The organism is Pseudomonas sp. UBA7500, from assembly GCF_002478435.1.
In the GTDB taxonomy this organism is placed as follows: Bacteria; Pseudomonadota; Gammaproteobacteria; order Pseudomonadales; family Pseudomonadaceae; genus Aquipseudomonas; species Aquipseudomonas palmensis.
In genome coordinates this window covers 1-3,465 of sequence record NZ_DLNW01000012.1, presented here as the reverse complement: position 1 = coordinate 3,465, position 3,465 = coordinate 1, and the positions used below count along the sequence as shown (strand labels likewise).

Sequence of the window (3,465 nt, the reverse complement as noted above, 5' to 3'; positions counted from 1 at the left end):
GCCTGGCGCGCGCGGCTGACCACCTGGATCGAGATGATCGAGTCGCCGCCCAGTTCGAAGAAGTTGTCGGTCAGGCCCACCTTCTCCAGCTTGAGCACGCCGGCCCAGATCGCCGCGATGCGTTGTTCGAGCTCGCTCTGCGGTGCCACATAGGCCTGCTGCAACTGGCTCGCATCGGGCTCGGGCAGTGCCTTGCGGTCGAGCTTGCCATTGGCGGTGAGCGGCAGGGCCTGCAGGTACATCAGGTGCGCCGGCACCATGTAGTCCGGCAGCGCTGCTTTCAGGTGCTCGCGCAGGTCGTTGCGCAGACGCTTCTGCGCTTCGTCGTCGGGCAGCGAAGGCGCGTCGAGCACCAGGTAGGCCACCAGTTGTCGACCGCTGGCGGCTGGCACATCGATCACTACTGCCTCTCGGATCGCCGGGTGGGCCTGCAACCTGGCCTCGATCTCGCCCAGCTCGATACGGAAGCCACGGATCTTCACCTGATGATCGATACGCCCCACGTACTCGATCACCCCGTCCTCGCGGTAGCGCGCCAGGTCACCGGTACGGTACAGCCGCCCGCCACCCTGCACGCTGGTGTCGAACGGGTCGGGCAGGAATTTTTCCGCAGTCAGTGCGGCGCGCCCGGCATAGCCACGGGCCAGTCCGGCACCTGCCAGGCACAGCTCGCCGGCAGCGCCCACCGGCACCGTGCCGCCCGCACCGTCGAGCAGGTAGACCCGGCTGTTGCTGATCGGCCGGCCGATGTTGGCGCGGCCCTGCGCTGTCCTGAGCGTGAAGGTCGAGTAGGTGGTGTCTTCGGAGGGGCCATACAGGTCGTAGACCTTTTCCACCCCGCCGGCCTGATACAACTGGTCGACCAGCGACTGCTTCAACGCCTCGCCGGCCAGGTTGATCATGCGCACGCTGCTAGGCAGCTGCCCGGCATCGTGCAGCGCCTTGATTGCCGAAGGTACCGTATTGATAAGACTCACCTGGTCGCGGGCAGCCAGGGTGGGCAATTCCAGCGCGTTGTTGGCCACAATTGCGTAGCCGCCGCACGAGAGCGTGACGAAAATCTCCCACACCGAGAGGTCGAAACACACCGAGGTGGATGCCAGCACCCCGTGCAGATCACCGGGGCTGTACACCGACTGCGCCCAGGCGATCAAAGCCACGGTATTGCGGTGCTCGATCAGGACGCCCTTGGGCTGTCCGGTGGAGCCGGAGGTATAGATGCTGTAGGCCAGGTTGCCCGGTGCGGTCAGGTTCGGCAGGTCAGCGTCGGGGCAGTCATCCAGCACCAGTTGGTCGAGCAGTACGGCCTGGGCACGCAGGCCTTCGGGCAGGCGTGGCAACAGGCTCGACTGCGACAGCAACAGCAAGGCCCGACTGTCATTGATCATGTAGGCCAGACGTTCCTGCGGGTACTCCGGATCCAGCGGCACATAGGCCCCCCCTGCCTTGAGCACCGCCAGCAGACCCACCACCAGCTCGGGGCTGCGCTCAAGCGCCACCCCCACCATCACCTCGGGCCCCACACCCAGCTCGCGCAATCTGTGCGCCAGCTGGTTGGCACGCCGGTTGAGCTGCTGGTAGGTCAGTACCTGCTCACCATGCACCAATGCGGTGGCATGCGGGGTGCTGGCCACCTGTGCCTCGACCAGCTGGTGCACGCAACGATCGACAGGATATGCCGCCTCGGTACGGTTCCAGTCGCCCAGCACCTGCTGACGCTGCCGGGGGTCCAGCAGGGGCAGCTCGGCAATGCGTCGTTCAGGCTGATCGGCAATACCCTGCAGCAGGTTGTGCCAGTGCCCCAGCATCCGCTCGATGGTACTGCGTTCGAACAGGTCGGTGGCATAGGTCAGCGTCGCCGCGATACCCGAGGCGTGCTCGACCGTGTTCAGCGACAGGTCGAACTGGGCACTGCTTTCCTCCCAGGCCAGCACCTCCACGGTCAGGTCCGACAGCAGGCGGGTCTGCTGCCGGGAGGTGGCCTGGTGATTGAACATCACCTGGAACAGCGGGCTGTGACTGAGGCTGCGCTCGGACTCCAGTGCATCCACCAGTTGTTCGAACGGCAGGTCCTGATGGGCCTGCGCCTCGATTGCAGCCTGCTTGACCTGTTGCAACAGCGCCAGGAAGGTCGTGTGCAGGTCGAAATCGGCCTTCATCACCTGGGTGTTCACGAAGAAGCCGATCAGGGCCTCGGTTTCGGCGCGGTTGCGGTTGGCGATGGGCACGCCCACGCGGATATCGTGCTGGCCCGAATAGCGCTGCAGCAGGCACTGGAAGCTGGCCAGCAACAGCATGAACAAGGTCACGCCCTGCTGCTGGGCCAGCACCTTGAGGCGCTGGGCCAGCTCGCCGGGCAGTTCCAGCCCAAGGTTGGCACCGGCATCGCGCTGTACCGCAGGCCGCGGGTGATCGGTGGGCAGCTCCAGCACCGGCTGGTCGCCGCCCAGTCTGGCCTGCCAGTAGGCGAGCTGGCGCTCCTGCTCGCCGGCCTCCATCCAGTCGCGCTGCCAGATCGCGTAATCGGCGTACTGGATCGGCAGTGCCGGCCGCTGTGCCGACTGCCCGCTACGGCTGGCTTCATAACCCTGGATCAATTCATCGACGATGATCGGCATCGACCAACCATCCGCAATACTGTGGTGCAGCGTCAGCACCAGCGCATGCTCGCGCGAAGCCAGACGCAGCAGCTTCACGCGCAGCAGCGGCCCCTTTTCGAGATCGAAGGGCCGTTGGGTTTCCTCCTCTACCTGACGCTTGAGCAGTGGCTCCAGGTCAGCGCCCGGTGCGTGGTCCAGAGCCTGGACCTGCAACGAAAAGGCAGTAGCCGGTGCAATCAGTTGAACGGCATGATCGCCGTCCTGCTGGAAAGTGGTGCGCAGGATCTCGTGACGATCGATCATCGCCTGGAAGCTCGAACGCAAGGCCTCCAGGTCCAGGTCGCCCTTCAGACGCAGGGCGACCGGAACGTTGTAGGCGGTGCTTTCGGGCTCCAGTTGCCACAGGAACCATTGACGCTGCTGGGCATACGAGAGCACTGCAGGCTCCCCCGCTCCCCTCGGGGAGATGGGGGCGACGCCGTAAAGATTCACGCCTTGACGCTTGAGCAGCGTGGCCAGCGCCTTGCGCTCTTTGGGAGACAGCGATTTTACGGAATCGAGCAACGCCTGCATTGGAATACCCCTTAAGAAATCAGCTCATCAAGTTCCTCCGTAGTTAGACGTTTGAGTGCCTCCAGGGATTTAGCCAATTGCGCCTGAAGTGGATCAATTCCAAGGTTTTTTTCCTCGAGGCTGCGCACGAACTCCCCCAGCTCGGGGTATTCGAACAGGTCCTTGAGTGCCGCCTCGATGCCCAGCACTTCGCGCAGCCGCACCATCACCTGGGTTGCCAGCAGCGAGTGCCCGCCCAGCTCGAAGAAGTTGTCGGTCAGGCCCACCTGCTCCACCTGCAGCACCTGCGCCC

The 3,465-nt window shown here is 64.5% G+C and carries 2 protein-coding genes; both read right to left on the bottom strand.

Translation table 11 applies throughout. The annotated features are described in order from the left end of the window. A partial coding sequence (locus tag B4I46_RS06845; protein WP_414708921.1) for an amino acid adenylation domain-containing protein occupies nt 1-3,173 on the bottom strand: 3,173 nt, incomplete at its 3' end. 11 nt (nt 3,174-3,184) lie between these two features. Further along, the coding region (locus tag B4I46_RS06840) for a phosphopantetheine-binding protein (RefSeq protein ID WP_286899244.1) at nt 3,185-3,465 on the bottom strand (281 nt) is incomplete at its 5' end.